Annotated in this window: 23 protein-coding genes and 1 pseudogene; 4 read left to right on the plus strand and 20 right to left on the minus strand. The window is 71.8% G+C overall.

Features of this window, described 5'->3' with window-relative positions; all coding sequences use genetic code 11:
- The 16 genes and pseudogenes from ACFY3J_RS37815 to ACFY3J_RS37890 form a co-directional block, all read right to left on the minus strand.
- Positions 1-141, minus strand: a pseudogene (locus ACFY3J_RS37815) (4-hydroxy-3-methylbut-2-en-1-yl diphosphate synthase); the annotation flags it as partial.
- Positions 142-145: 4 nt separating this feature from the next.
- A complete protein-coding gene (gene hpnH, locus ACFY3J_RS37820) occupies positions 146-1,168 on the minus strand; it encodes an adenosyl-hopene transferase HpnH (RefSeq protein WP_390842800.1) in 1,023 nt (340 codons plus the stop codon).
- Between the two features lie 5 nt (positions 1,169-1,173).
- The gene (locus tag ACFY3J_RS37825) at positions 1,174-1,815 is read right to left on the minus strand and encodes a 1-hydroxy-2-methyl-2-butenyl 4-diphosphate reductase (RefSeq protein WP_384187680.1); all 642 of its coding nucleotides are present in this window, start codon (positions 1,813-1,815) and stop codon (positions 1,174-1,176) included.
- Positions 1,815-3,854, minus strand: a complete 2,040-nt coding sequence (gene shc / locus ACFY3J_RS37830) for a squalene--hopene cyclase (protein ID WP_384187682.1) — start codon at positions 3,852-3,854, stop codon at positions 1,815-1,817. The genes ACFY3J_RS37825 and shc overlap by 1 nt, the downstream gene beginning before the upstream one ends.
- 119 nt (positions 3,855-3,973) lie before the next feature.
- Entirely contained in the window at positions 3,974-5,038 is a 1,065-nt protein-coding gene (locus tag ACFY3J_RS37835) for a polyprenyl synthetase family protein (protein WP_384187719.1), read from the minus strand.
- A gap of 71 nt (positions 5,039-5,109) precedes the next feature.
- Positions 5,110-6,540, minus strand: coding sequence for a hydroxysqualene dehydroxylase HpnE (gene hpnE / locus ACFY3J_RS37840; protein ID WP_384187685.1), 1,431 nt, complete (start codon positions 6,538-6,540; stop codon positions 5,110-5,112).
- Positions 6,537-6,677 (minus strand): DUF6380 family protein, encoded by a 141-nt coding sequence (locus ACFY3J_RS37845; RefSeq protein ID WP_384187688.1) that lies wholly within the window; start codon positions 6,675-6,677, stop codon positions 6,537-6,539. Before ACFY3J_RS37845 ends, hpnE begins: the two co-directional genes overlap by 4 nt.
- A complete protein-coding gene (gene hpnD, locus ACFY3J_RS37850; RefSeq protein WP_384187691.1) occupies positions 6,677-7,627 on the minus strand; it encodes a presqualene diphosphate synthase HpnD in 951 nt (316 codons plus the stop codon). The genes ACFY3J_RS37845 and hpnD overlap by 1 nt, the downstream gene beginning before the upstream one ends.
- On the minus strand, positions 7,624-8,520 hold the full coding sequence (gene hpnC, locus ACFY3J_RS37855; RefSeq protein WP_384187694.1) for a squalene synthase HpnC: 897 nt from the start codon (positions 8,518-8,520) through the stop codon (positions 7,624-7,626). Before hpnC ends, hpnD begins: the two co-directional genes overlap by 4 nt.
- 361 nt (positions 8,521-8,881) lie before the next feature.
- Entirely contained in the window at positions 8,882-9,661 is a 780-nt protein-coding gene (locus tag ACFY3J_RS37860) for an ABC transporter ATP-binding protein (protein ID WP_384187722.1), read from the minus strand.
- Between the two features lie 13 nt (positions 9,662-9,674).
- Positions 9,675-10,604, minus strand: coding sequence for an ABC transporter permease (locus ACFY3J_RS37865; protein ID WP_384187697.1), 930 nt, complete (start codon positions 10,602-10,604; stop codon positions 9,675-9,677).
- Between the two features lie 101 nt (positions 10,605-10,705).
- Positions 10,706-11,590, minus strand: a complete 885-nt coding sequence (locus tag ACFY3J_RS37870) for a glycosyltransferase family 2 protein (RefSeq protein WP_384187725.1) — start codon at positions 11,588-11,590, stop codon at positions 10,706-10,708.
- A gap of 14 nt (positions 11,591-11,604) precedes the next feature.
- Positions 11,605-12,384 carry a CDP-alcohol phosphatidyltransferase family protein gene (locus ACFY3J_RS37875; RefSeq protein ID WP_384187700.1) on the minus strand — a complete coding sequence of 260 codons (780 nt, stop codon included), beginning with the start codon at positions 12,382-12,384 and terminating at the stop codon, positions 11,605-11,607.
- Positions 12,362-13,423, minus strand: a complete 1,062-nt coding sequence (locus ACFY3J_RS37880) for an iron-containing alcohol dehydrogenase family protein (protein WP_384187703.1) — start codon at positions 13,421-13,423, stop codon at positions 12,362-12,364. The genes ACFY3J_RS37875 and ACFY3J_RS37880 overlap by 23 nt, the downstream gene beginning before the upstream one ends.
- Positions 13,411-14,163 carry a sugar phosphate nucleotidyltransferase gene (locus ACFY3J_RS37885; protein WP_384187705.1) on the minus strand — a complete coding sequence of 251 codons (753 nt, stop codon included), beginning with the start codon at positions 14,161-14,163 and terminating at the stop codon, positions 13,411-13,413. The genes ACFY3J_RS37880 and ACFY3J_RS37885 overlap by 13 nt, the downstream gene beginning before the upstream one ends.
- Positions 14,160-15,968: a DUF5941 domain-containing protein gene (locus ACFY3J_RS37890; protein WP_390842801.1), complete on the minus strand. Its 1,809-nt coding sequence runs from the start codon at positions 15,966-15,968 to the stop codon at positions 14,160-14,162. Before ACFY3J_RS37890 ends, ACFY3J_RS37885 begins: the two co-directional genes overlap by 4 nt.
- Before the next feature lie 468 nt (positions 15,969-16,436).
- Between ACFY3J_RS37890 and ACFY3J_RS37895 the strand changes: the two genes are divergently transcribed.
- Together ACFY3J_RS37895 and idi are read left to right on the plus strand one after the other, a co-directional pair.
- Positions 16,437-17,375: a cation diffusion facilitator family transporter gene (locus ACFY3J_RS37895; protein ID WP_384187711.1), complete on the plus strand. Its 939-nt coding sequence runs from the start codon at positions 16,437-16,439 to the stop codon at positions 17,373-17,375.
- 273 nt (positions 17,376-17,648) lie between these two features.
- Positions 17,649-18,239, plus strand: coding sequence for an isopentenyl-diphosphate Delta-isomerase (gene idi, locus ACFY3J_RS37900; protein WP_390842802.1), 591 nt, complete (start codon positions 17,649-17,651; stop codon positions 18,237-18,239).
- 15 nt (positions 18,240-18,254) lie between these two features.
- Here the strand turns inward: idi and ACFY3J_RS37905 are convergent, their stop codons facing one another.
- Both ACFY3J_RS37905 and ACFY3J_RS37910 read right to left on the minus strand, forming a co-directional pair.
- A complete protein-coding gene (locus ACFY3J_RS37905; RefSeq protein ID WP_384187728.1) occupies positions 18,255-18,776 on the minus strand; it encodes an ATP-binding protein in 522 nt (173 codons plus the stop codon).
- Positions 18,777-19,006: 230 nt separating this feature from the next.
- Entirely contained in the window at positions 19,007-19,585 is a 579-nt protein-coding gene (locus tag ACFY3J_RS37910) for an HdeD family acid-resistance protein (protein WP_141356297.1), read from the minus strand.
- A gap of 124 nt (positions 19,586-19,709) precedes the next feature.
- Between ACFY3J_RS37910 and ACFY3J_RS37915 the strand changes: the two genes are divergently transcribed.
- Complete coding sequence (locus ACFY3J_RS37915; protein WP_384188015.1) at positions 19,710-20,456, plus strand: enoyl-CoA hydratase/isomerase family protein; 747 nt, start codon at positions 19,710-19,712, stop codon at positions 20,454-20,456.
- Between the two features lie 8 nt (positions 20,457-20,464).
- Here the strand turns inward: ACFY3J_RS37915 and ACFY3J_RS37920 are convergent, their stop codons facing one another.
- Both ACFY3J_RS37920 and ACFY3J_RS37925 read right to left on the minus strand, forming a co-directional pair.
- Positions 20,465-21,100, minus strand: coding sequence for a DJ-1/PfpI family protein (locus ACFY3J_RS37920; protein ID WP_384188018.1), 636 nt, complete (start codon positions 21,098-21,100; stop codon positions 20,465-20,467).
- 20 nt (positions 21,101-21,120) lie between these two features.
- A complete protein-coding gene (locus tag ACFY3J_RS37925) occupies positions 21,121-22,083 on the minus strand; it encodes a GlxA family transcriptional regulator (RefSeq protein WP_384188021.1) in 963 nt (320 codons plus the stop codon).
- Positions 22,084-22,277: 194 nt separating this feature from the next.
- Here ACFY3J_RS37925 and ACFY3J_RS37930 point away from each other — a divergent pair, with 194 nt between their 5' ends.
- Positions 22,278-24,674, plus strand: a complete 2,397-nt coding sequence (locus tag ACFY3J_RS37930; protein ID WP_390842803.1) for a Tex family protein — start codon at positions 22,278-22,280, stop codon at positions 24,672-24,674.
- The last annotated feature ends 775 nt before the right edge of the window (positions 24,675-25,449 follow it).

Consider the following 25,449-nt stretch of genomic DNA (forward strand, 5'->3'; position numbering starts at 1 on the left):
ACGCGTCGTCGTCATCGACTGCACCGACACCGGCGCGTCCCCGCCCACCGCCACGGAGCCGACCTGGATCTGCCGGCTCTTGCGGCGCTCGGCGATCGGCCGGGCCGGTACCTCGGGGACGCCCAGGGGAATGGCCGTCATGGTGTCAGTCCCGGTTTCCGGAGACCGTCTCGCGCATGGCGCGCAGGGACTCCTTCAGCGATCCCATGGTGGCCAGCACGGCGGTGGGCTCGTAGCCGCAGTGGGCCATGCAGTTGGCGCACCGCGGGTCCTTGCCCCGGCCGTACTTGTCCCAGTCGGTGTCCTCGATGAGTTCCCGGTACGTCGGCACGTACCCGTCGCTCATCAGGTAGCAGGGGCGCTGCCAGCCGAACAGCGAGTAGTTCGGGATCGCCCACGCGGTGCACTGGAAGTCGACCTTGCCTTCGAGGAAGTCGAGGAACAGCGGCGAGTGGTTGAGCCGCCAGCGGCGCCGGTTGCCGCCCGCGAAGGCCTTCCTGAACAGCTCGCGGGTCTGCTCCACGCCCAGGAAGTGCTCCTGGTCGGGCGCCTTCTCGTAGGCGTAGGCGGGCGAGATCATCATCTCGTCGACCTTGAGGTCGTCGTTGAGGAAGTTGAGCACCTCGACGACGGTCTGCGGGGTGTCGGTGTTGAAGAAGGTGGAGTTGGTGGTCACCCGGAAGCCGCGCCGCTTGGCCTCCTTGATGGCCTCCACCGCCTCGTCGAACACGCCCTCCTTCGCCACCGACTCGTCGTGCCGCTCCCGCAGCCCGTCGATGTGCACCGCGAAGGCGAAGTAGGGGGAGGGCTTGAACTTGTCCATCTTCTTGCGCATCAGCAGCGCGTTGGTGCACAGGAAGACGTACTTCCGCTTGGCCACCAGCTGCCGTACGATCTCATCGATCTGCGGGTGCATCAGGGGCTCGCCGCCCGCGATGGACACCATCGGCGCACCCGACTCCAGTACCGCGCCCACCGCCTGGGCGACGGGCATGCGCTGCTTGAGCACTCCGGCCGGGTGCTGGATCTTGCCGCAGCCCTCGCACTTGAGGTTGCAGGCGAAGAGCGGCTCAAGCTCGACGATCAGCGGGAACTTGTCCCGCTTGCGCAGCTTCTGTTCGGCCAAGTATGTGGCGACTTTGACGGACTGGCGCAGCGGCATGGCCATCTGGCTCACCTCCTGGGGAGCAGCACATTACGGTGCCATTCGAAAAAAGTCGGCAGGACGGAACGAAGAACGCGGAAGGCTGATATTCCACCGCGGACCGTACCGATACGGACGAGTTCATGTTCTGGAGCGTCCACGACCACCCGCACGGCCGCAACAGGGCGCACGCCCGAGCGCACGGCGCTCAGCAGCGTGGCCGCCGACTCCATGTCGACCGCGATCGCGCCGGTGGCACGCAGCTCGGACCGCTCGGGTCCGCGTACGACGTGGTCGGAGCCGATGAGCGGCCCGGTGTGCACGGTGCGCCCGGGCTGGGTGCGGGTGAGTTCCTTGACGAGCAGTTCGGTGCCGACGCAGGGGATGGTGCCGCGCGGGTCCCGGGTCTCCTCGGCGACGACGAGGTCACCGGGGTGCATGCCCGGGGCGAGTCCCGCGCAGAAGCCCGTGGCGAGCACCGCGGCCCGGTCCAGCGGCGGGCCGGCGAGGACCCGGGTGATGGAGCGTTCCGCCGCCTTGGGGCCCATGCCCGTCCGCAGGACGGTGACCGGCCCGCCGGCTCCGCCGCGGTCACCGGCGCGCAGGGCGAGACGCTCGATGCCGAGCGCGCAGGCGATCAGCAGCGGAGCCGGTCCGGGCCGTGTGCTCATCAGCCCCCCTTGACCTCGGCGCCGGGCCGCTCGACGAGGGGATCGGCGGTGGGGCGTCGGCCGGCGAAGGGCTCGCCGTGCACGTACCGGCCGAGCGCGGTGAGCGGGAAGACCTGCCGGTACAGGTGGTAGTTGATGGAGAAGTCCCACGGGAAGCCGGTGCCGGTGAAGTACGGCTCGTCCCAGGAGCCGTCCTCCCGCTGGGTGGCCGCGAGCCACTCGACGCCGCGCTCGACGGCCTTGGAGTCCTTCTCCCCCGCCGCGAGCAGGGCGAGCAGGGCCCAGGCGGTCTGCGAGGCGGTGGAGGCGCCCTTGCCGCTCCACTCCTTGACGTACTGGTAGGAGCGCAGGTCCTCGCCCCAGCCGCCGTCGTCGTTCTGCACGCTCTCCAGCCAGGTCACCGCGCGGCGGACGGCCGGGTGGGAGCCGGGCAGGCCGGCGGCCGTCAGGGCGGGTACGACGGACCCGGTGCCGTAGAGGTAGTTGACGCCCCAGCGGCCGAACCACGAGCCGTCCGGCTCCTGTTCGGCCAGCAGCCACTCGATGCCGCGCCGGGTGCGCGGGTCGTGGGTCATCCCCTCGGCGGCGAGCATCTCCACGACGTGCGCGGTGACGTCCGCCGACGGCGGGTCGATCACCTCGCCGAAGTCGCAGAACGGCAGGCGGTTGGGGAAGGGGCTGGTGTTGTCGACGTCGAAGGCTCCCCAGGCGCCGTTCTTCGACTGCATCCCGAGGTTCCAGCGCACCCCACGCCCGATGGCATTGTCCATCCGCTCCGGGTCGTGGTGCCTGACCCGGCGCAGGGCGAGGACGACCTCGGCGGTGTCGTCGATGTCGGGGTAGTTGTCGTTGTGGAACTCGAACGCCCAGCCGCCCGGCGGCAGTCCGGGACGGCGCACCGACCAGTCGCCGGGCCGGACGATCTGCTCGCCCAGCATCCAGTCGGCGGCCTTGACCAACTGGGGGTGGTCGGCGGGCAGTCCGGCGTCGGCGAGCGCGATGGTGGCCAGGCAGGTGTCCCACACCGGCGACTGGCAGGCCTCGATCATGCGGGCGCCGTCCTCGCGCCGCACCGCGTAACGATCCAGCGACTCGAGGCCCGCCCGCATCACCGGGTGTTCGAGGTCGTAGCCGAGCAGGTACAGGGCGATGACCGAGTACACGGCCGGCGGCTGGATGCCGCCCCAGCAGCCGTCGTTCTCCTGCCGCTCGATGATCCAGCGGGCGGCCGACTTCATGGCGGCCTCGCGCACTCTGCGCACGGCGACGGAACGGTAGCCGCGCACCACCATGTCGAGTCGCTGGAACAGGCCGTCCCAGGTCCTGGCCGGGGCGAGCGGCCGCGGCGGTCGGGGACTGCCGGGGTCGGTGTGCAGTTCGTCGAGCGGGAACGGGGCCGGACGCACCGGGCGCTTGGCCGAGACGATGGTCAGGGGCACGATCGTCTGCCGCGCCCAGCACCCGAAGTTGTAGATGTTGAGCGGGAACCACTTGGGGAACCAGATGAGCTCGGGCGGCAGTTCGGGCAGGTCCTCCCACTTCCACCAGCCGAACAGGGCCAGCCAGATCCGGGTGAAGACGCGGGAGGCCGCGATGCCGCCCTGTGCGCGGATCCAGGCGGAGGCCCGGGCCATGTGGGGCTCGTCCGGCGCGTCGCCGGCCAGCCGGAGGGCGACGTAGGCCTCGATGGTCGTGGAGAGTTCGCCCGGGCCGCCGTAGAAGGTGGCCCAGGTGCCGTCCTCGCGTTGCTCACCGCGGATGAACAGCGCGGCGGCCCGGGCGGTGTCCTCTTCCAGGATGCCCAGGAACTGGCGCAGCAGCAGGTCCTCGGCGTCCATGGTGACGTTCGTCTCGAGGTCGCCCTTCCACCAGCCCTCGGCGTCCTGCTGGGCGAGCAGGAAGTCGGTGGCCCGCCTGACGGCGGCAGCGGCGGCTTCTTGTACCCCGGCCGCCTCGGGGGTGCTGAGTACGGTTTCACTGGCCGCGGCAGCGCGGGACGGCAGTGTCGCCCCGGTGCTTCCGTCGGTCGTCGCTGTCATGGCTTCCCCTTCGTGCAGTCGTGCAAGTCGTGCTGCTGTGGGTCCGCCGTCGGCCGGTGCCTGAAACCTCCTTGCTGCACCGGCCGGCGACTACGCGAGGCTGGTTCGACCGATAGTGATCATCTCTTTCGTACGACGACGAAGTCGGCGAGCGCCGTGAACGCGGCCCGTACCTGCTCGGGCATGCCGACGGCGTCGAGGGCTTCGATGGCGATGGTGTGCTGACGGCGCGCCTCCTCGGCCGTCCACTCCCGGCCGCCCGCCTCCTCGATGAGGGCGGCGCGGGCCGCGAACTCCTCCTCGGAGAAGTTCGCGAAGTCGCTGCTCTTGGCGTCGGCGGCGAGGATCTCACCGAGCCGCTCGGAGGCCGGGCCGCCCGCCGCGAGCGCGGCCACGACCGGCAGGGACTTCTTGCGCTGGCGCAGATCGCTCCAGGTCTGCTTGCCGGTGGCCTCCGGGTCGCCCCAGATGCCGAGGAGGTCGTCGACGGCCTGGAAGGCCAGACCGAGGTGGTACCCGTACTTCTCCAGCGCGTCGGCCGTACGGTCGTCGGCGCCGCCGAGGACCGCGCCGACGGAGGAGGCGCAGGCGAGCAGGGCACCGGTCTTGTTGCCCTCCATCTCCAGGCACTCCGCGACGCTGACCCGGTCGCGGTGCTCGTAGGAGATGTCCTGCGCCTGACCGTCGATCAGCGCGCGGGTCGCGGTGGTCAGCCGGCGGGCGGCACGGCCGGCCTCGACCGTGCCGAGCTCCAGCAGCACCTCGTTGGCCAGGGCGAACAGCGCGTCGCCGACCAGGATGGCCTGGGCGGGGCCGTGCACCTTCCAGACCGTGTCGCGGTGGCGGCGCTGTTCGTCGCCGTCCATCAGGTCGTCGTGCAGCAGGGAGAAGTTGTGGACGAGCTCCACGGCGACCGCGCCCGGCACACCGGCCTCGGGCGCGGCCCCGGCGACCTCGGCGGAGAGCACGGCCAGGGCGGGGCGAACGGCCTTGCCGCCGTCCCCGCGTGCCGGGTTGCCCTGGGCGTCGATCCAGCCGAAGTGGTAGGCGGCGACGGTGTCCATGGGGGGCGCCAGGCGGTCGACGGCCGCCCGCAGTACCGGCGTGGCCAGGGTCCGGCCGCGCTCCAACAGCGCGGTCACGTCCACCGCGGTCCTCCGAGCGGCCGTCGAGGCCGGGGGCACAGTGGGCACAGTCTCTCCTCTTGTTGCGGTGCCGGAGGTGCGGGGGCCCGCCGCGGGCTGCTGATCGAACGTCATGCCGCCGCCTCCTCGATGGCGAAGAGACGGCTCGGGCGGGGCCGGCCCAGGGCGCTCAGCGCGGCCTCGGCCGCCTTCACACCGCTGCGGACCGCACTCTCCATGGTCGCGGGCCACCCTGTGGCGGTCCACGCTCCGGCCAGGTACAGGCCGGGGGCCTTGGTGCGGGCGCCGGGCCGCAGCCGTCCGACGCCGGGGGCCGGGGCGAACGTCGCCGTGCGCTCCCGGGTCACGAAGAAGTCCCTCACCTCGGCACCGCGCGCACGGGGCAGCAGCCGCCTCAGTTCGGGCAGATAGCGCTCGCGCAGCACGGCGACCGGCGCGTCGATCTCGTCCTGCGCCACCGACTGGGACACCGCGAGGTACTGACCGTGCTTCAGGCCGGCCGCCTCGGTGCGGTCGAAGACCCACTGCACGGGCGTGCCGATGGCCGCAAAGAAGGGCGCGTTCAGCACCGTGCGGTCATAGACGACGTGGGCGTTGAGGATCGGCGCGGTGCCGATCCTGAGCAGCCGGTCCGGCGCGTCCAGGGCGCCGGCCGGCAGCAGTCCGTGCGCCTCGCGCTGCGGTACGGCGAGAACGACCGCGTCGGCGACCAGGCTCTCGCCGGGAACCTGAACGTTCCAGCTCCCGTTTCCGTTGAGGGAGACGGAGGTGACGCGTGTCCGGACCTCGGTACGCACGCCCGCGGAGTCGAGCGCCCTGCGGGCCAGCCGGTCGTGCAGTTCGCCCAGCGGGACGCGGGCCCAGCCGATGTCGGCCGCGCCCGGGTCGGACAGCAGTCCGGTCTTGAACACCATCGCGGCGAGCCCCAGCGAGGAGTCGCGCGCGACCGCGTTGAGCGTGGCGACCCCGACCAGGTCCCACAGCGCCTCGACGGCACGCGCCGACTGGCCGTGCTCGGTCAGCCAGCTGCCGAAGTCCCGTGCGTCCAGGGTCGGATCGGTGAGGTCGAGTCCCTTGAGCGCGAGCGCGGCGCGGCCCACCCGGACCCGCTCGGCGAGCGAGAGGTGCGGGTAGGTGGCGAGGCTGCGCCCCAGGTGCAGGGGTACGGGCAGTGCGTCGCGCCGCAGTGTGCCGAGCCGCCGGCCCTCGGGTCTCGCGGCGTCGACGACGGGCACCTCCAGCCGGTCCTGCAGCGGGGCGAGCGCGGCGCCGCCGATCCGGTCGAGGAACCAGCGGTAGGCGGTGCAGCAGCGCAGGTACACGTGCTGTCCGTTGTCGATGGTGAGGTCGCCGCGCTGGAAGGAGAAGGCGAGCCCGCCCAGGCGGGGTCTGCCCTCCAGCAGCGTCACGCGCATTCCGGCGTCGGCGAGCGCGAGCGCGGCGGTGAGGCCGGACAGGCCGCCGCCGACCACCACGGCGTGCCGTCCGGCCGGTCCCGAGGCGTCCGTGAGCGGTCCGTCCCGCCGTGTGCCGTCGGTCATCGTGGGCCCTCCCCTGTGCGTCCGCCGCGGTGAGCGGGTGCCTCGCCGGCGACCGTTGCCGTCAGGGACGCCGCCCGGCATCGGAGGGTTGCCCGCCGTTTCTCGCCGGTGGCCTCACCGTGCGGTGACATCACCATCAGGCACGCCTCCTGACGGTCCGTCGGGACACGTACCGGGCGTCGAGGCCGGACAGGCCGCGCACGGCGACGTACGCCTTCTCGTGTCCGGGCAGCGAGACCCGGCCGCGCAGCACCGCCTCCGGCTCGCGCTCGATGCGGTCGAGCAGGCGGCGGTAGATGCCGGCCATGGCGGCGACGCACGCGCCGCTGCGCCGGTCCAGCAGGGGCAGCAGCCGGTAGCCCTCGGCGAACAGGGCGCGGGCCCGCCGCACCTCGAAGTGCACCAGGCCCGCGAAGTCGGAGCCCTCCGGCGGCGTCGGTCCGTGGAACCCGGCCGAGCAGCCGAACTTGGCGAGGTCGTCGGCGGGCAGGTAGGTACGGCCGCCCTCGGCGTCCTCGCGGACGTCTCTGAGGATGTTGGTCAGCTGCAACGCGAGCCCGAGCGTGTCGGCGTACTCGGCAGCGCGTTCGGCGCCGCGTGCCCCCGGTTCGGTGCCGAACACGCCGAGGGAGAGCCGTCCGATGGCCCCGGCCACACAGCGGCAGTAGGCCTTCAGGTCCTCCCAGGTCTCGTACGTCTCGCCGCGGACGTCCATCAGGACGCCGTCGATGAGTTCGTCCAGGCCGCCGAGCGGGATCGGGAAGACCCGGGCGGCGTGGCTGAGGGCGACGGCCACCGGGTCGGTGTCGTCGTCCTCGACCGCGCCGTCGCGGACCCGGCCGAGCAGCGCCCGGGTGTCCTCCAAACGGGTGATCTTCACGTCGTGGGCCAGCGTTCCGTCGCCGATGTCGTCGACACGCCGGGAGAACGCGTACAGCGCCGACATCGCCCGCCGTTTGGCCGTCGGCAGCAGTCTGATGCCGTAGGCGAAGTTGCGGGCCTGCTGTCCGGTGACGGCCTCGCAGTAGCTGTAGGCGGCGAGTACCGGCGCGGACACGTGCTGTTCCGACTCCACGGCCCGGATCACCCCTCTCCTCGCAGAGTCACGCCCACCTCACGCAGCAACCGGGTCTTGCCGGGCTTGGGCGGGCCGGGAAGTACGTCGTATTCGGCGGCGGCGATCGCGTGGACCGCCGCCCTTCCCCCCGCCACGAACCCCGCGAGCAGCAGTTTCAACCTGCCGTGGACGCTACCCACCAGGGGGGCGCCTTCATTCAGCAGACCGCGGGCGCGTTCCGCTTCGTACGCGACCAGTGCGCGCACCGATGCGCCCGCGGTGGGCGCGGCGAGATCCGACTCCTGCACGTGGAAACGTTTCATGTCGGCGGCGGGAAGATAGATGCGGTCGCGTCCGAGGTCCTCCTTGACGTCCTGGAGGTGCTCGACGATCTGCAGGGCGGTGCAGACGGCGTCGGAACGGCGGATCCGCTCGGGGGTCGAGGTGCCGGTGACGGCGAGGACGAGGCGGCCGACGGGGTTGGCGGACAGTTCGCAGTAGGCGAGGAGGTCGTCGTAGGTCTCGTACCGCGCGACGAGCTGGTCCTGGCGGTTGGCGGCGATCAGGCCGAGGAACGGCTCGGGGGTCAGCGATCCGCGGCGGACGGTGGGCTGAAGCCGGCGCAGCAGGGGGTGGCGCGGGGTGCCGTCGAAGACCCTGCACAGATCGGCCTCGAAGGCGTCGAGGAGGACCAGGCGGTCCTCGGCCTCGCCGGGCGACACGCCGAGCAGCCGGGCGTCCGCGCCGCCGGGGGCCAGGTCGCCGTCGCCGATGTCGTCGACGAGGCGGGCGAAGCCGTAGACGGCCATCAGGTCGACGCGCCAGGCTCTGGGCAGGAAGAACGGTGCCACGGGGAAGTTCTCACCCGCGGCCTTGTCGAGGGTGGCGCGCTCGGGGTCGCGCGCCGTCGGCGTTCGCGTCATCGTCCACTGCCCGGCACGGGGACGGCACCTGCTGCGTTGAGCTGGGGAGTTTCCGTAGCCATTGCCGTCACATCTCCCGTTCTACACTGCCGACCCAAGACACACTATTTCGGACACGCCGCCCGGCCGTCCGCGGGGCGGCGTCGACGGAGGGTGTCGCGCATTATCTCCCCACTTGCCGCTTTCCGGGACCGGTACAGCTTACGTTGTACAACGCGACGAGACGCACGGGGGGTGTCCCGCACATCACAACAACACACCGATTGGTGTCAAGATTCCTCAGGACGGCGCGAGTTGACACATCCTTTGCGGACGAGGGGCCCCACCGGACGCGTTCCGGCGGGGCCCTGGCGCCTGCGGGCTACTTGCCCGTGAACTTCTCGTACTCCTTGAGCACTTCCTCGGTGGGGCCGTCCATGCGCAGTTCGCCGCGCTCCAGCCACAGCACCCGGTCGCAGGTGTCGCGGATCGACTTGTTGTTGTGGCTGACCAGGAACACCGTGCCGGCCTCCTTGCGCAGCTCCCGGATACGCGCTTCGGACCGCGTCTGGAACTTGCGGTCGCCGGTGGCCAGCGCCTCGTCGATCATGAGGACGTCGTGGTCCTTGGCGGCGGCGATGGAGAAGCGCAGCCGGGCCGCCATGCCGGAGGAGTACGTGCGCATCGGCAGGGTGATGAAGTCGCCCTTCTCGTTGATGCCGGAGAAGTCGACGATCCCCTGGTAGCGCTCCTTGATCTGCTCGCGCGACATGCCCATGGCCAGTCCGCCCAGGATGACGTTGCGCTCGCCCGTGAGGTCGTTCATCAGCGCCGCGTTCACACCGAGCAGCGAGGGCTGGCCGTCGGTGTAGACCCGGCCCTTCTCGGCGGGCAGCAGGCCGGCGATGGCGCGCAGCAGCGTGGACTTGCCGGAGCCGTTGGAGCCGATCAGGCCGATCGCCTCGCCGCGGTAGGCGACGAAGGAGACGCCCTTGACGGCGTGCACCTTGCGCACGCCCCGCGCCGCGTCGTCGGAGCCCCGCTTGAGGATGCGGCTGAGCGCGGCGGTGGCGCTGCCCTTGCCGGACTTGGCGCCGTTGACGCGGTAGACGATGTGCAGTTCGTCCGCGATCACGGTGGGCACCGGCCCGGCGTCGCGCATGTGATGGTCCCGGTCAGCCACGGCCGTACCTCTCCTCCGCCTTCCAGAAGTACACGAAGCCACCGATGAAGACGAGCACGGCCCAGCCCAGGGCGCCGGCCCAGACGTGCGGCGGCAGGTGCGAGGAGTCGTAGCCGTCGATCAGCGCGAAGCGGATCAGGTCCATGTAGATGGCGGCGGGGTTGACCTGCAACAGCCGGATGACCCAGTCCGGCTTCCCGGCGAGCATGCCGCTGATGGAGAACATCACGCCCGACGCGTACATCCAGGTCCGCGTGACGAACGGCATGAGCTGGGCGAGGTCGGGGGTCTTGGCACCCAGCCGGGCCATGATCAGCGCCAGCCCGGTGTTGAACAGGAACTGCAGCGCCAGCGCCGGCACGATCAGCAGCCAGGACAGGCCCGGGTAGCTGCCGAAGGCGATGACCACCAGGAACAGCACGATCATCGAGTACAGCAGCTGCTGGAGCTGCTGGAGCGCGAACGAGATCGGCAGCGAGGCGCGCGGGAAGTGCAGCGCGCGCACCAGTCCCAGGTTGCCGGAGATGGCGCGGACGCCGGCCATGACCGAGGTCTGGGTGAAGGTGAACACGAACACCCCGGTCACCAGGAACGGGATGTACGTCTCCCGGTCGAGCCCGCGGGTGGCCCCGATGATGATGCCGAAGATGAAGTAGTACACCGCGGCGTTCAGCAGCGGCGTCGCCACCTGCCAGAGCTGGCCGAGCTTGGCCTGGCTGTACTGGGCGGTCAGCTTCGCCTGGGAGAAGGCCAGGATGAAGTGGCGCCGCCCCCACAACTGCCGGATGTACGCCCCGAGCGGCGGCCGGGCGCCGCTGACGGACAGCCCGTACTTGTCGGCAAGCTGGGCCGGGGTAAGACCCTCGTCGGGCGACGGAGCCGCGCCGAGGGCGACGCCGCCGTCATGCGTTGTCTCACTCACTAGTGGAAACTTTCGTCTTCGAGATGCGCTGCCAGTGCGGATGTACGGCCGTGGCTCGAGCACCGGCCGGGTGACGCCGCGTACTCGGGGGAACGATCTTGTCAGATGACCGGCGGCCGGCCCAGTCGGGTGAGTCGCCACACCGTACGCCACTTCATGGGCCGGCGCGGCCCACAGGGCGTGGTCCAGCCCTCCCGGAAGCCGCCGAACCAGGCCTTCAGGGCCGGACGCGACGGGCGGCGTGCGAGGGTGAGCAGCAGCCACACCCCAAGGTAGACCGGGACGAGGAGCACCGGGAGGTTGCGGCGGGCCAGCCAGACCCGGTTGCGGGCGACCATGCGGTGGTAGACCGCGTGCCGCGAAGGAGCCGTCGTCGGGTGGTGGAGCACCATGTCGGACCGGTAGTCGATCATCCAGCCCGCGTCGAGGGCCCGCCAGGCCAGGTCGGTTTCCTCGTGCGCGTAGAAGAATTCGTCCGGCAGGCCGCCGACTTCCGCGAAGACCTTGGTGCGGACGGCGTTCGCGCCGCCCAGGAAGGTGGTGACCCGGGAGGAGCGCATCGGGTCGGCGGCGCGCAGCCGCGGCACGTGGCGGCGCTGGGTGACGCCGGTGTCCGGGTCGGCGATGCGGAAGCTGACGATGCCGAGCCGGTCGTCGGCGGCGAAGGCCCGGCGGCACAGCTCGGCGGTGTCGTACCGGGCGAGCAGGCCGTCGTCGTCGAGGAAGAGCAGGATGTCGACGTCGCCGCCGGCCGGGCCGAAGGCCTCGATGCCGACGTTGCGGCCGCCGGGGATGCCGAGGTTCTCCGGCAGCTCGACGGTCCGGACGCCCTCGGGGACGTCCGGGACGGGCGAGCCGTTGCCGACGACCACCACCTCGACCCGGTCGCCGTCCTGCTTGGCGACCGAGTCGAGCAGGGCCCGCAGCTCCTCGGGCCGGTTGCCCATGGTGATGACGACGGCGCCGACCTTGAGCGGAGTGTTCACAGAGGTCACGCCGCTCACCTCAGCCTGCTGGAGACGAGGATGGACACCAGGTGCAGCAGGGTCTGGAGCAGCGCGATGCCGGCGAGCACGGCCGTGCCGAGCCGGGTGAAGAACAGGTCGCCCCTGATCGTGTCGGCGATCGCGAGGACCAGGATCAGCAGGGACGCCTCGATCCCGAGGATCAGCCGGTGGAACTTGAGCGCCGCGGCGGCCCGGCGGGCCAGCGCCATGCCCGACGAGCGCGGTTCGGCCGCGCTCTCCTGGACGGGCGGCAGCCCGCCCTGGTGGCGGGCCACGCCGACGAGGTCGGTCTCGGCCTTGATCAGGATCGCGCCGAGAGCGGCCAGGGTCCCGAGGAAGGCCCACAGCCAGTCGATGCGCCCGGGACCCCACAGGTCGGCGGCACGCAGCCCGAGCCCGACCAGGACGGCGGCGTCGGTGAGATAGGCCCCGACCCGGTCAAGGTAGACCCCGCCCAGCGAGAACTGCTTCTTCCAGCGGGCGATCTCGCCGTCGACGCAGTCCAGCAGCAGGTACAGCTGGACCATCAGCACACCGAGCACGGCGCCCGCGATCCCCGGCACCAGCAGGGCCGGGGCCGCGAGGACGCCGAAGACGGTCATCAGGTACGTGAGCTGGTTGGGCGTGACCCTGGTGCCCACCAGGTAGCGGTCGACCCGCAGGGACACCTCGCGCATGTAGAGGCGTCCCGCCCAGTGCTCTCCGCTGCGCCGGTCCTTCACCCCTGCCGGATGGACGACCGGTCTCAGTTCAGCTACCGATGGCCTTGACATAGTCGGCGTAGATGTCCTTGATCTGGTCGGTCTTGAGGTCGAGGTGTTCGAGGATCGTGTAGCGGCCGGGCCGGGTCTCCGGGGCGAACTCGACGACCCGGACGAACTCGTCCACCGTGAAGCCGATGTCCTTGGGCAGTACCGGCAGCCCGTGCCGGCGCAGCACCTCGGCCATGCCGGCCGACTCCTCGTGGGCCCCGCGCAGGTACATCGCGAAGGCCGCGCCCAGCCCGCACTGCTCACCGTGGCTCGCGGCCCGCTTCGGGAACAGCAGGTCGAAGCCGTGGTTGATCTCGTGACAGGCGCCGGAGGCGGGCCGCGAGTCGCCCGAGATCGACATGGCGATCCCGGTGAGGACCAGGGCCTCGGCGAGTACCTGGAGGAAGTCGTTGTCGCCGATGTCGCCCGGGTGCCGCAGCACCGCCTCGCCCGCCTGGCGGGCCATGGCCGCGGCCAGGCCGTCGATCTTCTCGCCGGTGACGCGGTGGGACAGCTCCCAGTCCGCGATGGCGGAGATGTTGGAGACGGCGTCGCCGATGCCGGAGCGCACGAAACGCGGCGGGGCGTCGCGGATCACGTCCAGGTCGATGAGGACGGCGATCGGGTTCGGCACACCGTACGAGCCGCGGCCCGCGTCGTTGTCGAGGGTGGCGACCGGGGAGCACAGGCCGTCGTGCGAGAGGTTCGTGGGCACGGCGACCAGGGGCAGCCCGACGCGCGCCGCGGCGAACTTGGCGCAGTCGATGATCTTGCCGCCGCCCAGGCCCACGACCGCGTCGTAGCGGCCTGCCTTCATCTCGCCGGCCAGCCGGATGGCGTCGTCGAGGGTTCCGCCGCCGACCTCGTACCAGGTGGCGCCGGGCAGCGAGGGGGCGATCCGCTCACGCAGCCGGGCGCCGGAGCCGTTGCTGACGGCGACGGCGAGCCTGCCGGAGTGCGAGACGCGCTCGTCGGCGAGCACACTCGCCAGGTCGTCGAGGGCGCCGCTGCGGATTTCCACCACCACCGGCGACGGGATGAGCCTGCTCAGTACAGGCACGCGATCCCCCGGCCCTTGGCGAGGTCGTCGTGGTTGTCGATCTCGACCCACTTGACGTCGCCGATCGGCGCCACGTCGATCGTGAAGCCGCGGTTGACGAGCTCCTGGTAGCCGTCCTCGTAGTACAGCTGCGGGTCCCGCTCGAAGGTGACCTTCAGCGCGTCGGCCAGCTCGGGGGCGGCGTCGCCCTCGATGAGGGTGACGCCGATGTACTCACCGGTCGCCTCGGCCGGGTCCATCAGCTTGGTGATCCTCCGGACGCCCTTGCCGGGGTCGACGACGACCTTCATCTCCTCGTCGGCCAGCGACTTCACCGTGTCCAGGGCGAGGATGATCTTCTTGCCGTCACCGCGGGCGGCGAGCAGGGTCTTCTCGACGGAGACCGGGTGCACGGTGTCGCCGTTGGCGAGTATCACGCCGTCCTTGAGGGCGTCACGGCCGCACCACAGGGAGTAGGCGTTGTTCCACTCCTCGGCCTTGTCGTTGTCGATCAGGGTGAGCTTCAAACCGTACTTCCGCTCCAGGGCCTCCTTGCGCTCGTACACGGCCTCCTTGCGGTAGCCGACGATGATCGCGGCCTCCGTCAGGCCGACCTCGGCGAAGTTGCCGAGGGTGAGGTCCAGGACCGTGGGGCCGTCCTCCGCGCCGTCGGGCCCCACCGGCACCAGCGCCTTGGGCAGGGTGTCGGTGTAGGGGCGCAGGCGCCGTCCGGCGCCGGCCGCCAGCACGAGGCCGATCATGCGGGTTCTCCTTCGTCGTGTACGGCGGGCGCGCCCCTCAGATGAGAGGCCACCCAGAAACGGATGCTCTCGGTGAGCACCAGCAGGGCGACGGCCACGGCGAGGACCGTGAGCGCGACCTGGAATTGCGAGGCGGTGAGCACCGCGGCCAGCACGGTGACGAGCAGCGTGCGCCCCTCCTGCCCTCCGAGGGCGCGCACCAGCCAGACCGGCGGCGCTCCGGCGTTGCCGCGGATGCGGTACACCGTGTCGTAGTGATGGTAGGCGACGGCCGCCACCAGGCCGAAAGCCGCAGGAAGGGCTCCGTTCACCTCCGCTCTGGCCGCCAGCACCAGCACGGTGCCGTATTCGGCGGCACGGAACAGCGGGGGGACGAGCCAGTCGAGGGGGCCCTTGAGGGGCTGGGAGAGTGCCAGGCCCGAGAAGACGGCGTAGAAGGTGGCGCCCACGACAGGCAGCCAGCTGTCGCCGGAGTACAGGGCCCCGGCGAGGAGCACCACACCGGCCAGGGCGCGCAGCAGCGGGAAGTCGAGGTACCAGCGCGCGTTGGGATCGCGCAGCCCGGCGACGAGGGCCGCGATCGGTCCGTTGTCCGCGAGGTCCGCCAGCGCCTGCGCCGCCCGGTCGGTGCGCCGCGCCTTGCGCGTCACGGACCGCAGCACACGGCCCGCCGTGGTGTACGTCGCCGCGAGGGCGCAGCCGGCGAGCAGGACGTAGAACGTGATCCTGGGGGTCGTGACCGCCGTCAGGACCGCGATCATCGCCCAGCGCTCGCCGATGGGCAGAACGATCATCCGGCGTACCCAGACCGTCCAGCCGACGCTGTCCAGCTTGTCGGAGAGCGCGGCGGTGGGGCTGGTGTTGGCGCTGGCGTCGTGGTTGGCCTCGTTGAAGGAGAAGTCGACCACGTGCCGGCAGGTCTGAAGGATCATCGCGCCCAGGGCCAGGGCCCAGACGTCGTCGCCGCCGCGGGCGGCGCCCAGCGCGAGGCCGGCGTAGTAGGCGTACTCCTTCGCCCGGTCGAAGGTGGCGTCCAGCCAGGCGCCGAGGGTGGAGTACTGAAGCGAGTAGCGGGCCAGCTGGCCGTCGGCGCAGTCCAGCACGAACGAGGCGATGAGCAGCACGCCGGCGGCGACGAAACCGCCGCGGGTGCCGGTGGCGGCGCAGCTCGCGGCTATGAGCGCGGTGAGCAGGGAGGCCGTGGTGACCTGGTTGGGGGTCAGGCCGCGGCGGGCGCACCAGCGGGCGACGTAGCGCGAGTACGGGCTGATGAAGAAGGTGGTGAAGAAGCCGTCGCGGGCCTTGACGGCCGACTTCAGGCGGACGGCCTCGTCGTCGACGGCGGCCACGGCCTGCCGTGCCTCGTTGCGGGTCTGGGGGTCCTCGGGTACGGCGGCGACGAGAGTCCCGAGCACGGGGCGGTGCACCTCGGAGCCGTCGGCGTCCAGGGCTTCGGAGATCCGGTCGGCGAGGCCGGCGACGGCGACCGCGGTGTTCCCGCCGGCGGAGTTCTCGCGGGCCATCGCGCGGGTCAGCGCCTGGCGGCCGGCCGGGCGGGCGGTCACCGCGCCGGGGACGGCGGCGAGCGGGAAGCGGGGGTCGGTCAGACCCAGACGCAGCGCGTGCAGATGGCCGACGAACCGGGCGTCGACGATGGCGACCCGCTGGTCACCGGGCACCTGGGCGAGCAGCGTCTCGGCGTCGGTGCCGTCGGAGGCGACCCGCACGCCGAATCCGAGGGACCGCAGATCGCCCTCGATCGACGATCCGGGGACCGGCTGACCGGTCAGGATGGCGGTCGACAACGAACTCACTCCCTGGGGGCCGACGCGCCCGCGCCGGTCATGTGCATATTGGGGCGCCGCCTGCCTTTGGCACCCGGGCGGCATGTCGGCAGAGGCTATCGGATGGCCGGAAGCCCGCGTTCACCGCCCGTTCACCGGCCTGATCGACGTGGTCTGCCGCAGCCTTCGCCTCGATCATCATGGGCGATCCGGCCGCCGGGTCACAAACTCCGCACCAGATCGGGCATTCCTCACATCCGGCCCCGGCATGGGCCGGACGGCCACGACATGGCTGATCACCAAACGGCCTCCTCGGTGTGCGGGTCCGGCTGCCGCACCACGGCGCCCGAGTCGTCCACGCACTCTGACCTGCGGTTCGTTTGCGCAGGTCAGGGCACATGACAACGGTGTTCAGTGCCGCGTTGCCCGATACCCCCCACCCGTAGTTCACTGTGATCCGGGACGCAATACGGAAAGGGCGGTCATCCCATGGGGGCCGGTCACGACCACGGGCACGCGCACGGCCTGGGAGCAGGCGGCACGGCCGGCGCCGCGCACCGCGGCACGCTGCGCATCGCGCTGTCGATCACGCTCACCGTGATGGTGGTGGAGATCGTCGGCGGCCTGCTCGCGGACTCGCTCGCGCTGGTCGCGGACGCCGCCCACATGGCCACCGACGCCGTCGGCCTCGGCATGGCGCTGCTGGCCATCCACTTCGCCAACCGCCCGCCGAGCCGGAACCGCACCTTCGGCTTCGCCCGCGCGGAGATCCTCGCCGCGCTCGCCAACTGCCTGCTGCTGCTCGGCGTCGGCAGCTATGTGCTCTACGAGGCGATCCAGCGGTTCCTCACCCCGGCTCCCACCCATGGCGGGCTGATGATCGTGTTCGGCGCGATCGGCCTGGTGGCGAACTCGATCTCCCTCATGCTGCTGATGCGCGGCCAGAAGGAGAGCCTGAACGTGCGCGGCGCCTTCCTGGAGGTGGCCGCGGACGCGCTCGGCTCGGTGGCCGTCATGCTCTCGGCGGCGGTGATCCTGCTCACCGGCTGGCAGGCCGCCGACCCCGTCGCCTCCCTCCTCATCGGTCTGCTGATCGTGCCGCGCACCTTCCGGCTGCTGCGCGAGACGCTCGACGTACTGCTGGAGGCGGCCCCGAAGAACGTCGACATGGAAGAGGTGCGGGAGCACATCCTGGCACTGGACGGCGTGGAGGACGTGCACGACCTGCACGCCTGGACGATCACCTCGGGTCTGCCGGTGCTCTCCGCGCACGTGGTCGTCCGGTCCGACGCGCTCACCGCCATCGGCCACGAGAAGCTGCTGCACGAGCTTCAGGGCTGCCTCGGGTACCACTTCGACGTGGAGCACTGCACCTTCCAGCTGGAGCCGAGCGGGCACGCGGAGCACGAGGCCCGGCTGTGCCACTGACGGGACACCCCCCGCGGACCTGACCGGAGAGGGCGCCCGGCGCGCACGGCGCCCGCGCCGGTACACGGAGGCGCGGTGTGCGCCCGCGTCCTCTCCGCGGGGGCTCCCGGACGGTTCCGGGCGTGCCCGTCCGGGCACGATCACCTACGGTGCCCGGCCCGTGACAGTCGCGGCCCACGGCGCCGCGCGGGACATGCGGAGTGCCGGGAAGTGCCGGGAGTGCCGGTTTCGTACGGCAGACTTGGGACTCGAGGACCGAAGTGAAGGATGGGTATGCCGACCACACCTGCCACCGCGAAGCACAGCTCGTCGAACGGCACCGCGGATGCGATCTTGCTGGAACTGGTCGACGAGGACGGCGTGACGATCGGCACCGCGGAGAAGCTGTCCGCCCACCAGCCACCGGGACGGCTGCACCGCGCCTTCTCCGTATTCCTGTTCGACAACCGCGGCCGGCTGCTGCTCCAGCAGCGCGCGCTGGGCAAGTACCACTCCCCCGGCGTGTGGTCCAACAGCTGCTGCGGACACCCCTACCCCGGTGAGGCGCCCATGGCGGCGGCGGCCCGGCGCACGTACGAGGAGCTGGGGATCTCCCCGTCGCTGCTCGCCGAGGCGGGCACGGTCCGCTACCACCACCCGGACCCGGACTCGGGCCTGGTGGAGCAGGAGTACAACCACCTCTTCGTCGGCCTGGTGCAGTCCCCGCTGCGGCCGGACCCGGAGGAGGTCGGCGCCACGGCGTTCGTGACGCCCGCCGAGCTGGCGGAGCGGCACGCGCGGGACACCTTCTCCGTCTGGTTCCCGACCGTGCTGGACGCGGCCCGTCCCGCGATCAGGGAACTGACGGGTCCCGCCGGCTGGTGAGTCCGGCGGCGGACCTCAGGAGTGCTGTTCCAGCTGGTGCGCGGGTTTGAGCGGCAGTGCGGCCCAGATCACCTTGCCGCCGCTCGCGGTGTGCTCGACGTCGCAGACCCCGCCGGCCTCCCGCGCGATCTCACGGACCAGGAGCAGCCCGCGCCCGCCGGTCCGCCCGTGGTCGGTCTCCAGGGCGGTCGGGCGGTAGGGGTGGTTGTCCTCCACGGACACCCGCACCCACTCGGCGCCGACCGCGACCTCAACGGCGAGCATCGGCGACAGCAGCGCCGCGTGCCGTACGGCGTTCGTGACCAGCTCGGACACGATCAGCAGCAGCCCGTGGACCAGGTCGTCCGAGACCGGGACGCCCTGGCGCAGCAGCAGGTCCCGGACCGCGTGCCGGGCCTGCGGGACCGAGGCGTCGGCGGCGGGCGCGGTGAACCGCCAGACTCCCTCGTACGGCAGCGGATCCGGGGGTACGTCGTGGAGGGGTGCCCCCGCGCCGCCCTCCGGGCGTGAGCCGTACCCGCGCCCGTGGTCGTCCATCGTCCGGTCGCCGCCCTCGCGCTCGATTGTCACCACACGTCGAGTGTTGGTAACGCACCGCTCTCAGCCCAAGGACTGAACACAAGTCAGCGTGTTTCAAGCGCCTTGTGACCGTTGGCGTACGAATCCGTCACGCCAGGGATCGGTCCTGTCCCGTCCCCGCCGACATCGCGAACTTTTCGGGTTGTACGGTCCACGTCTCCCCGCGCACGGACCGCCAGGACGGGCTGCTAGGCCGTCCGGTCGGAGACCATGCCGACGATGCGGCGGCCGCCGAAGCCGGTCGCGATCAGGCCGAGGCCGTCGAAGAGGAGGGCGAGGGAGAAGAACGCGCCGATGACGTACTGGCTGCTGCTCGGCCAGGAGGCCAGCACCATGACGCCCAGCAGCAGGTAGAAGGCGCCCAGCAGCAGCGTCCAGCCGAACTGGGGGCCGCGCACCACGACGCTGCCGACCACCCGGAACAGGCCGCCGGTCAGGAACAGCAGGGCCGCGAACATGGTGAGCGCGGCGGCGGTCGCGTGCGGATGACCGATGACCACCACGCCCGCCGCGATGTTCAGGGCGGCCACGATGACACCGAGCCAGAAGAAGTTCGAGCCGCGCGCCTGGACCGCGTGCAGCAGCCCGACCAGCCCACCGATCAGCAGCAGCCAGCCGAACAGCAGCATGGAGGTCAGCGTCACGGCGGCCGTGTAGACGAGCCCCACGAGTCCGGCGACCACCAGAAGCACCCCGAGTCCGGCCAGCCAGCCGAAACCGCGGCGCATCCTCGCCGTCTCGCTGCGGGGCTTGGTGAACCTGGCCATCGGCGCCTCCTCAAAGCCGCACGATCCCCCCGGTCTCCACCCTTTGTTCCGTTCGCTGCCGTGTCGTAACTGTCCCCCACCCCTTCTTGATCAAACGCTCGGCCGGACGGATAGCATCCGGCGCATGGAGCCGCAGTTGCTGCACGACGTCACCGACGCGGTGGCCACCGTCGTGGTCCACCACCCGGCCAAGCGCAATGCGATGACCGCCGCGATGTGGCGGGCGCTGCCACCGCTCCTGGACGGCCTCGCAGCCGATCCGGACGTCCGGGCGCTGGTGCTGACGGGGTCGGGCGCGACGTTCTGCGCCGGCGCCGACATCTCCACGCTGCGCGGCTCGCCACGGGAGGCGCAGCGCCTGGCGGGTCGGGCCGAGGAGGCGCTCGCCGCGTTCCCCAAGCCGACGCTGGCGGCGGTGCGCGGGTACTGCGTGGGCGGCGGCGCCCAGCTCGCGGCGGCCTGCGACCTGCGGTTCGCCGAGGCGGGCGCGCTGTTCGGGGTGACGCCGGCCAAGCTGGGCATCGTCTACCCCGCCTCCTCCACCCGCCGTCTGGTCTCCCTGGTGGGCCCGGCGACCGCCAAGTACCTGCTCTTCTCGGGCGAGTTGATCGACGCGGAGCGCGCGCTGCGCACCGGCCTGGTCGACGAGGTGCTGCCCGAGGGCGAACTCGCCAAGCGGATCACGGAGTTCACCAGGATCCTCACCACGCGCTCGCAGCTGACGCAGGCCGCGGCGAAGGAGTTCGCGGACGGCCGCACGGACCGCGACGCCCACTGGGCCGAGCAGGCACACGCGAGCGACGACACCGCGGAGGGGGTCGCCGCGTTCCTGGAACGGCGGACCCCCCGGTTCACCTGGAGCGTGCGGTAGGCGGCCGCCTACGTCAGCGCGAAGCGGCTGTTGGCGCGGAACTCCTCGACGAGGTGCGCGGGCGCCTTCTCCGGGGATCCGGCGTCGTAGGGCGGCTGCGGGTCGTACTCGGTCAGCAGTTGGACGGCCTGGGCGTGTTCGTCGCCGGCGATCCGGCCGAGCAGCGTCAGGCCCATGTCGATGCCCGAGGAGACGCCGGCGGCCGTGACGTACTTGCCGTCGAGGACGACCCGCTCTCCCGTGGGCTCGGCGCCGAAGCGCCTCAGCTGGTCGAGGGCCAGCCAGTGCGAGGTGGCGCGGCGGCCGTCCAGGAGCCCGGCGGCGGCCAGCAGCAGCGAGCCGGTGCACACGGAGGTGGTCCAGGCGCTGGTGGCGTCGGCGGTGCGCAGCCAGTCCAGCAGGGTCTCGTTCTCCATCTGCGACGACTGGCCGGGGCCGCCCGGGACGACGACGATGCCGGGGTCCGTGACCTCGTCCAGGGTCCGGTCGGCGGTGAGCGCGAGATGCCCGGTCTCGGTGCGGACGGGTCCGGTCCGTTCGGCGACGAAGACGGTCCGCGCGCCGGGGAGCCTGCCGAGGGTCTCGTACGGGCCCACGGCGTCCAGGGCGGTGAAGCGGTCGAAGAGGACGATGGCGATCTGCACGGATTTCCCTCCGGTGGGTGTCAGGTGGTGGCGGGAGCGGGGCGGAACCGCCGCCGGTACTCGGCCGGGGCGGCGCCCAGCGCCTTGACGAACGCGCGCCGCATGGCCTCCGGCGTGCCGTAGCCGCTGGCGCGGGAGATCTCCTCGACGCCGTCGGCGGTGTCCTCCAGGAGCCGGCGGGCGTGTTCGAGGCGGACCCGGTCGACGTAGCGGCCGGGGGTCGTACCGGTCTCCGCCCGGAAGGCGCGGGCGAAGTGCCGCGGCGAGAGGCGGGCACGGGCGGCGAGCGCCTCGACGGACAGGTCGTCCGCCGGATGCTCGGTGATCCACTGCTGTACGTCCCGCAGGGGCTCGCGCCGGGCCGTCTGCGCGGCGAGCTGGGCGCTGAACTGGGCCTGGTTGCCGGGCCGGCGCAGGAAGACCACCAGGTGGCGGGCGACGCTCAGCGCGACGTCGCGGCCGAGGTCCTCCTCGACGAGCGCGAGGGTCAGGTCGATGCCGCAGGTCACGCCGGCCGAGGTCGCCACGTCCCCGTCGCGCACGTAGACCGGGTCGGCGTGGACGTCGACGGCGGGGTGGTCGCGGGCGAGCTTGGCGCAGTACGCCCAGTGGGTCGTGGCCCGGCGGCCGTCCAGCAGGCCCGCCTCCGCCAGCAGGATCGCGCCGGTGCACACCGAGACCAGGCGCGCGGCGCCCGGCCCGTGCGCGCGGATCCAGTCGACCAGGCGCGGGTCCGGCCGGCGGGTGCCCTCCCCGCCGGGCACGAGCAGCGTGTGCGGCGGGGGCGCCTCGGCGAGCGGCGAGTCCGGTACCAGGGTCAGGCCGCTGGAGCTGCGTACGGGACCGCCGTCCAGGGAGGCCGTGTGGATGCGGTACGCCCCCGGTGCGTGCCGGGCGGCACCGGCGAATGCCTCCACGGGGCCGGTGACGTCGAGGCTCTGGACGCCGTCGAAGAGGACGACGAGAACGGTTCGCTGCGCCATGGGACCGATTCTTCGCGGGCCCGAGGATGGCCGCAATGACAGGTTTCCCACCTTTCCCGCCACACCCGGCCCCGTCTCCGCCGGTACGAGCGGCGGCAGGCTGCGCCTCGCCGGGTGGCGCCCTGCGGCCCGGTTGTCGGCGGGGCCTGCCACAATTGCGGCGCACACCGGAGTGGAGAAGGCGGTACGGGATCGTGACGACACCCCTCACAGCGTCCATCGAGGGCAGGATCGCCGAGGAGCTCGGCGTACGGGAGCGGCAGGTCAAGGCCGCCGTGGAGCTGCTGGACGGCGGTTCGACGGTGCCCTTCATCGCGCGCTACCGGAAGGAAGCGACCGAGATGCTCGACGACGCGCAACTGCGCACCGTCGAGGAGCGGCTGCGCTATCTGCGGGAACTGGAGGAGCGGCGGACGGCGATCCTGGAGTCGGTGCGCGAGCAGGGCAAGCTCACCGAGGAACTGGAGGCGCAGATCCGCGGCGCCGAGACCAAGGCGCGGCTGGAGGACGTGTACCTGCCGTACAAGCCGAAGCGGCGGACCAAGGCGCAGATCGCCCGGGAGGCGGGCCTGGAACCGCTGGCCGACGGCCTGCTCGGCGACCCGGGCGTGGAGCCGCTCGCCGCTGCCGCCGCCTTCCTCGACGCGGACAAGGGCGTCGCCGATCCGCAGTCGGCCCTGGACGGCGCGCGGGCGATCCTCACCGAGCGGTTCTCGGAGGACGCCGACCTGATCGGCGAACTGCGCGAGCGCATGTGGGTGCGCGGGCGGCTGGCCGCCAAGGTGCGGGAGGGCAAGGAGGAGGCGGGCGCCAAGTTCGCCGACTACTTCGACTTCGCCGAGCCGTTCACCGAGCTGCCCTCGCACCGGATCCTGGCGATGCTGCGGGGCGAGAAGGAGGAGGTCCTGGACCTCGTCCTGGAGCCGGAGGAGCCGGTGGACGGCCCGTCGTCGTACGAGGGGATGGTGGCCCACCGGTTCGGGATCGCCGACCGCGGCCGGCCCGCCGACAAGTGGCTCCAGGACACGGTCCGCTGGGCCTGGCGCACCCGGATCCTCGTCCACCTGGGCATCGACCTGCGCCTGCGGCTGCGCACGGCCGCGGAGGACGAGGCGGTGAACGTGTTCGCGGCCAACCTGCGCGACCTGCTGCTCGCCGCGCCCGCCGGCACCCGCTCGACCCTCGGCCTGGACCCCGGGTTCCGTACGGGTGTGAAGGTCGCCGTGGTCGACGCGACCGGCAAGGTCGTCGCCACCGACGTCGTCCACCCGCACGTGCCGGCCAACAGGTGGGACGAGGCCGTCGCCAAGCTGGCCCGGCTGGCCAAGGAGCACGCGGTCGAACTGATCGCGATCGGCAACGGCACGGCGTCCCGGGAGACCGACAAGCTGGCCGCCGACGTCATCACCAGGCACCCGGAGCTGAAGCTCACCAAGGTGATGGTGTCGGAGGCGGGCGCGTCGGTGTACTCGGCGTCGGCGTACGCCTCGCGGGAACTGCCCGAGATGGACGTCTCCCTGCGCGGCGCGGTCTCCATCGCCCGCCGGCTCCAGGACCCGCTGGCCGAACTGGTCAAGATCGACCCCAAGTCGATCGGTGTCGGCCAGTACCAGCACGACCTGTCCGAGGTGAAGCTGTCCCGCTCCCTGGACGCGGTGGTCGAGGACTGTGTGAACGGCGTCGGCGTGGACGTGAACACCGCGTCCGTGCCGCTGCTCGCGCGCGTCTCCGGCGTCACCTCGGGTCTCGCCGAGAACATCGTGGCGCACCGGGACGCCAATGGGCCGTTCACGTCGCGGGCGCAGCTGAAGAACGTCTCGCGGCTCGGTCCGAAGGCCTACGAGCAGTGCGCGGGCTTCCTGCGGATCCGCGGCGGCGACGACCCGCTGGACGCCTCCAGCGTGCACCCCGAGTCCTACCCCGTGGTCCGCCGGATGGTGAAGACCACGGGCCAGGAGGTGGCCTCGCTCGTCGGCAACACCGGGGTGCTGCGCTCGCTCAGGGCGGCCGACTTCGTGGACGACACGTTCGGTCTGCCGACGGTGACCGACATCCTGCGGGAGCTGGAGAAGCCGGGGCGCGACCCGCGGCCCGCGTTCAGGACGGCCACCTTCAAGGAGGGCGTCGAGAAGATCTCCGACCTGGCGTCCGGGATGGTCCTGGAGGGCGTGGTGACGAACGTGGCGGCGTTCGGCGCGTTCGTCGACGTCGGCGTCCACCAGGACGGTCTGGTGCACGTCTCGGCGATGTCGAAGCAGTTCGTGAAGGATCCGCGGGACGTCGTCAAGCCCGGTGACATCGTCAAGGTGAAGGTGCTGGACGTCGACATCCCGCGCAAGCGGATCTCGCTGACGCTGCGTCTGGACGACGAGGCGGCGGCGCAGGACCGTCAGGGTCAGGGCGATGGCGGCGAGCGGCGCCGGCGCGGCGGGCGCCCGCCGCAGCAGCGCCAGCGCCAGGGCCGCGGCGGCGGTGGCGGCGGTGGCGGCGGTGGCGGCGGCTCGCGCCAGGCACCCCCGCCCGCCAACAGCGCGATGGCCGACGCCCTGCGCCGCGCGGGCCTCCTCGACCCGAAGAACGCCCGCCGCTGACCCACCTGCCCGCCCCGGACTCGCACCACCGCCGGTGGGCGGGTCCGGGGCGGGCTCCCGAACCGGCCGGTGGCGGTGGACGGTTGACGACCGCTACGGGTGGACCGTCGACCGGACGATACGGGCCCACCGCCGGCGGGCTGGTGGCTGTCGGCAGTCGGCAGTCGGCCCGGGCCGTACCGGCTGGGCCCGTGACCGCCCCGTAGCTCCGGACCGTCGACGGGGCGACAGTGGCCACCCGTTGGCCCGGCCCGTGGGAGCGGGGCGGTGTGGCTGGTGCCAGTGGTGGCGTTATCGCGGCGGGTGCTGGCCCGGGGGGAGTTCGCTGTGGGGGCGTGGGGTCGCGCCCGGCGGTGGCGGGCCTGGCTGGAAGGCGGCGTTGGGCCGCCCTGTTCGCATCACGTCCTCCAGTTGCCTGTGTATGGCCGTGGCCGCGTCCCGTACGCGTGCGGGCACGTCGCCTCGTTCGGCTACGAGTTGGTGATAAATGGGGGCGTCTTGGAACATGGGCGACCATGCCTTCCGATCTGCGGTTTCGTTCCGCTGGGCAACGGTGACCGAGTGTAAGACCCCGCGTCGGCGCGTTCACCGCGGGTCCGGCCAAGGCAGGGAAAGGCCTGGGCCCTGCCGTCAGATTCCCGCCCGCCCTTCGGGCGGACGACGGGAATGTGACGCCAGGACCTAGTGTCCTGAGTTGTTAATTCGGTTCAGATATCCGGCGAGGCGTTCGAGGATCTCGTCTGCGGTCTTCGTCCAGACGAAGGGCTTGGGGTCT

This window comes from Streptomyces sp. NPDC001231, from assembly GCF_042896885.1.
In the GTDB taxonomy this organism is placed as follows: Bacteria; Actinomycetota; Actinomycetes; order Streptomycetales; family Streptomycetaceae; genus Streptomyces.

Bases quoted from the DNA above. Each gene is read 5' to 3' on its own strand.
- hpnH (WP_390842800.1), bottom strand. From the start codon at position 1,168: ATGGCCATGCCGCTGCGCCAGTCCGTCAAAGTCGCCACATACTTGGCC.
- ACFY3J_RS37825 (WP_384187680.1), bottom strand. From the start codon at position 1,815: ATGAGCACACGGCCCGGACCGGCTCCGCTGCTGATCGCCTGCGCGCTC.
- shc (WP_384187682.1), bottom strand. From the start codon at position 3,854: ATGACAGCGACGACCGACGGAAGCACCGGGGCGACACTGCCGTCCCGC.
- hpnE (WP_384187685.1), bottom strand. From the start codon at position 6,540: ATGACCGACGGCACACGGCGGGACGGACCGCTCACGGACGCCTCGGGA.
- ACFY3J_RS37845 (WP_384187688.1), bottom strand. From the start codon at position 6,677: ATGGTGATGTCACCGCACGGTGAGGCCACCGGCGAGAAACGGCGGGCA.
- hpnC (WP_384187694.1), bottom strand. From the start codon at position 8,520: ATGACGCGAACGCCGACGGCGCGCGACCCCGAGCGCGCCACCCTCGAC.
- ACFY3J_RS37860 (WP_384187722.1), bottom strand. From the start codon at position 9,661: ATGCGCGACGCCGGGCCGGTGCCCACCGTGATCGCGGACGAACTGCAC.
- ACFY3J_RS37875 (WP_384187700.1), bottom strand. From the start codon at position 12,384: ATGTCAAGGCCATCGGTAGCTGAACTGAGACCGGTCGTCCATCCGGCA.
- ACFY3J_RS37885 (WP_384187705.1), bottom strand. From the start codon at position 14,163: ATGATCGGCCTCGTGCTGGCGGCCGGCGCCGGACGGCGCCTGCGCCCC.
- ACFY3J_RS37895 (WP_384187711.1), top strand. From the start codon at position 16,437: ATGGGGGCCGGTCACGACCACGGGCACGCGCACGGCCTGGGAGCAGGC.
- idi (WP_390842802.1), top strand. From the start codon at position 17,649: ATGCCGACCACACCTGCCACCGCGAAGCACAGCTCGTCGAACGGCACC.
- ACFY3J_RS37905 (WP_384187728.1), bottom strand. From the start codon at position 18,776: ATGGACGACCACGGGCGCGGGTACGGCTCACGCCCGGAGGGCGGCGCG.
- ACFY3J_RS37910 (WP_141356297.1), bottom strand. From the start codon at position 19,585: ATGGCCAGGTTCACCAAGCCCCGCAGCGAGACGGCGAGGATGCGCCGC.
- ACFY3J_RS37915 (WP_384188015.1), top strand. From the start codon at position 19,710: ATGGAGCCGCAGTTGCTGCACGACGTCACCGACGCGGTGGCCACCGTC.
- ACFY3J_RS37925 (WP_384188021.1), bottom strand. From the start codon at position 22,083: ATGGCGCAGCGAACCGTTCTCGTCGTCCTCTTCGACGGCGTCCAGAGC.